Here is a 6,432-nt window from a genome sequence, read left to right on the forward strand (position 1 = left end):
GGGCCTGGCCGTCGCCTCGCCGGCCTCCGCCGCACCGGCCGCGCCGGCCGCCGTGCCGTCCGGGCCCACCGCCAGCGTCACGCTCGGCGACAGCTACATCTCCGGGGAGGCCGGCCGCTGGAAGGGCAACTCTGCCGGTACCAGCGGCAGCCGCAACGGCACCGACCGGGCCTGGACCGGCAGTTCGTACGACCCCTCGCGGGTCTACGGCGCCACCGCCGCGAGCGGGTGCGACCGCTCGGACGTCGCCGAGGTGCTCAGCGCCTCGACCGGGGCCCAGAACGAGATCAACCTGGCCTGCTCCGGTGCCGTCACCGCGAACATCTTCCGCGCGGCCAACGGCGGGAAGTCGTTCAAGGGCGAGGCCCCGCAGGCCGACCAACTCGCCACCGTGGCACGGCAGAACAACGTGAAGCTGATCACCCTGTCGATCGGCGGCAATGACCTGGGCTTCGCGGACGTCATCTCCAACTGCGTGCAGGACTACCTGATCTGGTACTCGTACTGCCACGACTCCGCGCAGTCCTCGATCGACTCGAAGATGCCCACGGCGATGGCCGGGGTCGGCAAGGCGATCGACGAGATCCGCGCGGTGATGGCCGACGCCGGTTACGCGCCGTCGGACTACCGCCTGGTGCTGCAGTCCTACCCGTCGCCGATCCCGCGCAGCGCCGAGATGCGGTACCCGGAAAGCGGGTGGACCCGCTCCGACACCGGCGGCTGCCCGTTCTGGGACGGGGACGCCGACTGGGCCCGCGACTCGATGGTGCCGCAGATCTCCCGGGCGCTGGCGGGCGTCGCCGCCGCCAAGGGCGCGCAGTTCCTGGACCTGTCGGACATGCTGCAGGGCCGCGAGGTGTGCTCGACGGCCACCCGGCAGCCGACCGCGAGCTCCGGCCCGTCCGCGACCACCAACGAGTGGGCGCGCTTCCTGGACGGCGGGCTCAACTCCACGCAGGGCGCGCTGCAGGAGTCGATGCACCCCAACTACTACGGCCAGCAGGCGGTCGGGCGCTGCCTGACGCTGCTGTGGGGGCGTCCGAGCGGCGACTACGCGTGCCGCAACACGGCCGGGCAGGACGCGAGCGGGATGTACCTGACCGCACGGTGACCGCGTGATCCGGCGCCCCCGCAGCCAGGCCGCGGGGGCGCCGTTCGGCTGTGCTGCTCAGCCCTTGGCGAGCAGGGACTGGGCGTGCGCGCGAACCTGATCCTTCGTCAAGTAGGCGTCGGTGTACTCGAAATCCCGCAACCTGGCGGGCTGGCGGGAGAGGAAGCCGATGCGGACGAAGTCGTCGCCTGCGGTGGCGTTGAGCAGCCAGTTGGTGCTCACCCGGAACTTGGCCACGTTGGTGCGCATCGCCATCAGGTGGTAGCCGCGCGCCACCACCTGGGCGGGAACCCCGTGCAGCTCCACGCCGAGCGGCTTGGAGACCGCGTCCTTGCCGCCGAGGTCGACCACCAGGCCCAGGTCCTTGTGGTAGTACGGCTCCAGGGGCTGGTTGTGGAGCGAGGCGATCACGTTGTTCGCGACCGCGCGGCCCTGGCGGGCGGCGTGCTGGGCGGTGGGCGGGCAGACCGCGCCGTCGCCCTTGGCGAGGTCGGGGACGGCGGCGGCGTCGCCGAGCGCGAACACACCCTCGAACTGCGGCACCCGCATCTCCGCCGTCACGGCGAGCCGGCCGCGGACCGTCTCGGCGTCCAGGGTGCCGATCAGCGGGCTCGCCGCCACGCCGGCGGTCCAGATCAGCGTGCGGCAGGGGAGCACCCGGCCGTCGGTGAACTTGACCGTCTCGGCGCCGACTTCGGCCACCGAGACGCCCAGCGACACCTCGATCCCGCGGTCGCGCAACACCTCCAGGGCGGCCTCGCCGAGCGGGTCGCCGAGCTCCGGCATCAGCTTCGGGGCGATGTCGATCAGGTGCCACTTGATCTGCCGGGCGTCCAGGCGCGGGTAGCGGTGGGCGGCGGCGGTGGTCAGGCGCTGGAGGCAGGCGGCCGTCTCGGTGCCCGCGTAGCCGCCGCCGACCACCACGAACTGGAGCCGGGACTCGCGTTCCTTCTGGTCCAGGGTGGCGGAGGCGAGGTCGAGTTGGGCGATCACGTGGTCGCGGACGTAGGCCGCCTCGGCGAGCGTCTTCATGCCGCGGGCGTAGTCGGTGAGGCCGGGGATGTCGAAGGTGCGGGTGACGCTCCCGGGGGCGAGCACCAGGAAGTCGTACTTCTGCGCGACCACCTCGTCGGTGACCTTGCGGACGACGCACACCTTGGAGGCCGGGTCCACACCGATGGCGCCGCCGGGGAGGATGTGGGTGCGGCGCAGCGAGCGGCGCAGGGAGACGGCCACGGACTGTGGGGTGAGGACGCCGGCCGCGACGTGGGGGAGGAGGGGGAGGTAGAGCTGGTAGCTGAACGGCGTGACCAGCGAGATCTCGGCCTCCGACGGTGACAGCTTGCGTTCGAGGCGGCGGGCGCACTCCAGGCCGGCGAAGCCACCGCCCACGATCAGGATCCGAGGTCGTTCCATCGCTCATCCCTTTGCCGTGAAGGTCCCCATGTCTGTCCGCCACACTCGCACGGAGCAGCGGGGGCTGCCACCGGGGCGGGGCGGATGAGGGAGGGGTGGGGCCGTGGCGGGCGCCCTGGGGCGGGGAGGCGGGGTGGGGTGCCGGCGTGTGTGCGGGGTGGCGGTGGGTGGAAGAGAGAGGAAGTGGCGGTGACACCGATAAGCTGTCGGCCGTGCTACCCGAGGTGACGGCGATCCGGTACGTGACGCCACTGCGAGAAGGCGGCTCGATGCCGGGCCTGGTCGAGGCCGACGATCGGCGGCTCTACGCGCTGAAATGGGTCGGTGCGGCACAGGGCCGTAAGGCGCTGGTCGCGGAGGTGCTGGCCGGGGAGCTCGGCCGGCGGCTCGGGCTGCCGGTGCCGGAGCTGGTGACGGTCGACCTGGACCCGGTGCTCGCGCGCAGCGAGCCGGACCACCAGATCCAGGATCAGATGCGCGCCAGCGGCGGGACCAACCTCGGGATGGCCTTCGTCAGCGGTGCGCTCAACTTCGACCCGCTCTGCTTCGAGGTGGACCCGGAGCTCGCCGGGCAGGTGCTCTGGTTCGACGCGCTGATCGGCAACGTCGACCGGTCCTGGCGCAACCCCAACCTGCTGGTGGCGACCGGCGGGCTGCGGCTGATCGACCACGGCGCCAGCCTGATCTTCCACCACAACTGGTCGGGCGCCGCCGCCTGGATCCGCCGTCCGTACGACGCCTTCGACCATGCGCTGCTGCGGGCCCAGCCGGACCTGGCGGCGGCCGACAAGGCGCTCGCGCCGCTCGCCGAGGCGGCGATCGAGGGCGCGGTGGCGCAGATTCCGGAGGTCTGGCTGGTGGACGAGTTCGGCTTCGACTCGCCCGACGAGGTGCGCGCCGCGTACCGTGCCCAGCTGACCGAGCGACTGGCCGGTCCGCGTGACTGGCTGCCGGAGGTGCCCGCATGACCGAGTCCGTGCCGTCCGCGCTGCCGGCCACCATCGAGTTGCACGACTACGAGTACGCCGTGATCCGCGCGGTGCCGAGGGTCGAGCGCGGCGAGTGCGTCAACGTCGGGGTGCTGCTGTACTGCCGGCAGAGCTCGCACCTGGCCGCCCGTACCCACCTGGACCAGGCCCGGCTTCTGGCGCTGGACCCGGTGGCGGACGTGCAGGGCGTACGGCGGGCGCTGCACGGGATCGAGGCGGTCTGCCACGGCGGGCCGGAGGCCGGTCCGGCGGCAGGGGACAGCGCCGGGCAGCGGTTCCGCTGGCTGACCGCGCCGCGCAGCGCGATCGTCCAGCCGGGGCCGGTGCACACCGGGCTGACCGCGGACCCGGAGGCGGAGCTGCGGCGACTGTTCGACCAGCTGGTGTTGTAGGGCACCGGGCGGGTGTGAGCTGTCTCGCCGACGGTTGCCCCGGTCAAAGCTTGAGTTGCTGAAGGACCTGGTCGTACGCTGGCCCCATGGGTTCGACAGCGACGACGACCGTACCGACCAACGCCGAGTTGATGGAGGCGTTGGCCGCCGTCGGTGCCGCGTACTTCCAGGACTTCGCGGCGGCCGCGGCCCGGCACGGGCTCTCCTCCTCGCAGGCCAAGGCGCTGGGCGCGGTGCAGGAGCCGGTGCCGATGCGGGCGCTGGCCGGACGGCTGGGCTGCGACGCGTCGAACGTCACCGGGATCGTGGACCGGCTGGAGTCGCTGGGCCTGGCCAACCGTGAGGCGGCGGCGGGTGACCGGCGGGTCAAGATCGTGGTGATCACGGCCGAGGGCCGGGAGATCCTGAACCGCATCCGCGGCGAGATGGCCCGGACCCACCAGGCCTTCGAGGCGATGACCGACGAACAGCGGATCGCCCTGCACTCGATCTGCGGCCAGGTGCTGCCGGTGCTGGCCGGCCGTACGGGCGGCGCGCAGTAGCACCCGCGCCGCCCGACCCCCGCGGGCCGTCCGTGCCGTTCCGGTCAGAGCAGGCCGGCGAGCTCCGGTGGCAGCGGCCGGTGGTGGAGCAGGGTGAGTGAGCGGGTGGCTCTGGTCACCGCGACGTAGAGGTCGCGCGGGGCGAGCGCGGCCGGTTCGACCACCACGACCGCGTCGAACTCCAGCCCCTTGGCGTCCGCCACGGTGAGCGCGTCCAGTGGTCCGGCCAGGGCGTCCGGTGCGATCACACCGAGGGTGCCCGGGCCGTCGGGCTGCCGGGCGAGCGCGGCGGCGAAGTCGCCGTCCGGGACGGGGACCGCGCGCGGCTGCTCGGTGCCCGGGCGGATGGACTCGGGCGGCCGGTGGCCGGGTACGGCGGTGCGCAGCACGGCGGAGGCGAGGGCCATGACGGGTGCCGGCGTGCGGTAGTTGACGGTCAGCCGCTCCTCGCGCCAGCGACCGGGCAGGTGCGGGTCGAGCATCTCGGCCCAACTGCGGGCTCCGGCGGGCGATCCGGTCTGGGCGACGTCGCCGACGATGGTGAGCGAGTTGGTCGGGACGCGCCGCAGGACGGCGCGCCAGGCCATCGCGGACAGCTCCTGCGCCTCGTCCACGACGACGTGGCCGTACGCCCAGGCGCGGTCGGCGGCGGCGCGTTCGGCGGTGGAGCGGTACGGGCCGCCGTCGCGGAAGCGCTCGGCCAGGGCGGCGGAGTCCAGCAGGGCGTCGTCGGTCTGCCCGGTGATGGTCAGCACGCCCTGGGCGAAGGCCAGTTCGTCCGGATCCTGGTCGGCGGGAGCGGGTGCCCGTTCCGCGCCCAGGAGTTCGGCGGCCTCGTCGAGCAGCGGGACGTCCTCGACCGTCCAGTGGGAGCCGGGCGGGCGGAGCAGGGCGGCCGCGTGCTCGGGGGCCGCCTCGGTGAGCAACTCCCGGTCGGTGAGCAGCCGTTCGATCAGCTGCTGGGGGGTGAGCCGGGGCCAGAGCGGGTCGAGCACGGCGCGGACGTCCGCTCGCTCCCAGAGCTCGCGCGGGGCGTAGTGCGCCTCCTCGTCGTCGTACGGGCGGCCGAGGGCGAGCGCCTGGGAGATGGCGAGGGCGTCGAGCAGGGTGCCCAGGTAGAAACCCCGGGCCCGGTTGTGCGGCAGCCGCAGGCCGCGGGCGGCGTCCCGGGCCTGGGCGCAGGCCCGGGCGGAGACCTGTAACCCGTCGCCGAGGTCCAGTCCTTCGGCGGGGGCGCTCTGGTGGGCGGCCAGCGCGCGGCGGAGCACCCCGGCCATCCAGGGGCCGCCCTTGGCGAAGGCCGTGGCGGGGGTGTCGGTGCCGGTGGTGGCGACGCCGGGGACGAGTTCGCCGACGGTGCGCAGCACCACCTCGGTCTCGCCGAGGGCGGGCAGCACCTCGTCGATGTACCGCAGGAAGCCGGGGTTGGGGCCGATCACCAGCACGCCCCGGCGCTCCAGCGCGGCGCGGTGGGTGAACAGCAGGTAGGCGGCGCGGTGCAGGGCGGCCAGCGTCTTGCCGGTGCCGGGGCCGCCCTGGACCACCAGGGCGCCGCGCAGCGGGGAGCGGATCACCCGGTCCTGCTCGGCCTGGATGGTGGCGACGGCGGTGCCCATCCGGCCGGTGCGCTCGCGGTCGAGGGCGGCGAGCAGCGCGGCCTCGCCGACCAGGGCGCGTCGACCGGACTCGTCCAGCCCGGCGAGGTCGAGCGCCTCGTCGTCCAGGCCGGTGAGGACGCGGCCCCGGGTGTGCAGGTGGCGGCGGCGCACCACGGGGCCGGGGTGGGCGGGGGTCGCGGTGTAGAACGGGCGGGCGGCCGGGGTGCGCCAGTCGAGCAGCAGCGGTTCGTACGCCTCGTCGGTGAGGCCGGTGCGGCCGATGTAGTGGACGGTGCCGTCGCGCTCGTCGAGCCGGCCGAAGCACAGGCCGCGCTCGACCGCGTCCAGCCGGGCGACGTGGCGGGCGGCCTCGCGCGCACGCAC

At 73.9% G+C, this 6,432-nt stretch carries 6 protein-coding genes; 4 read left to right on the top strand and 2 right to left on the bottom strand.

The genetic code is table 11. The features are described from left to right. Nucleotides 1–4 precede the first annotated feature (4 nt). The gene (locus KS423_RS35290) at nt 5–1,111 is read left to right on the top strand and encodes a GDSL-type esterase/lipase family protein (RefSeq protein ID WP_224283834.1); all 1,107 of its coding nucleotides are present in this window, start codon (nt 5–7) and stop codon (nt 1,109–1,111) included. Nucleotides 1,112–1,168: 57 nt separating this feature from the next. Here KS423_RS35290 and KS423_RS35295 read toward each other — a convergent pair whose 3' ends face one another. Continuing rightward, the gene (locus KS423_RS35295; protein WP_224283829.1) at nt 1,169–2,527 is read right to left on the bottom strand and encodes an NAD(P)/FAD-dependent oxidoreductase; all 1,359 of its coding nucleotides are present in this window, start codon (nt 2,525–2,527) and stop codon (nt 1,169–1,171) included. A 212-nt stretch (nt 2,528–2,739) separates the two neighbouring features. Between KS423_RS35295 and KS423_RS35300 the strand changes: the two genes are divergently transcribed. The 3 genes from KS423_RS35300 (at nt 2,740) to KS423_RS35310 (ending at nt 4,450) form a co-directional block, all read left to right on the top strand. Next, the gene (locus KS423_RS35300) at nt 2,740–3,495 is read left to right on the top strand and encodes a HipA family kinase (protein WP_224283830.1); all 756 of its coding nucleotides are present in this window, start codon (nt 2,740–2,742) and stop codon (nt 3,493–3,495) included. Then, complete coding sequence (locus KS423_RS35305; RefSeq protein WP_224283831.1) at nt 3,492–3,908, top strand: DUF3037 domain-containing protein; 417 nt, start codon at nt 3,492–3,494, stop codon at nt 3,906–3,908. The genes KS423_RS35300 and KS423_RS35305 overlap by 4 nt, the downstream gene beginning before the upstream one ends. 86 nt (nt 3,909–3,994) lie before the next feature. After that, complete coding sequence (locus tag KS423_RS35310; RefSeq protein ID WP_224283832.1) at nt 3,995–4,450, top strand: MarR family winged helix-turn-helix transcriptional regulator; 456 nt, start codon at nt 3,995–3,997, stop codon at nt 4,448–4,450. Between the two features lie 44 nt (nt 4,451–4,494). Here KS423_RS35310 and KS423_RS35315 read toward each other — a convergent pair. Beyond that, the coding region (locus tag KS423_RS35315) for an ATP-binding domain-containing protein (protein ID WP_224283833.1) at nt 4,495–6,432 on the bottom strand (1,938 nt) is incomplete at its 5' end.

Source organism: Streptomyces sp. LS1784, assembly GCF_020103755.1.
Classification (GTDB): domain Bacteria; phylum Actinomycetota; class Actinomycetes; order Streptomycetales; family Streptomycetaceae; genus Kitasatospora.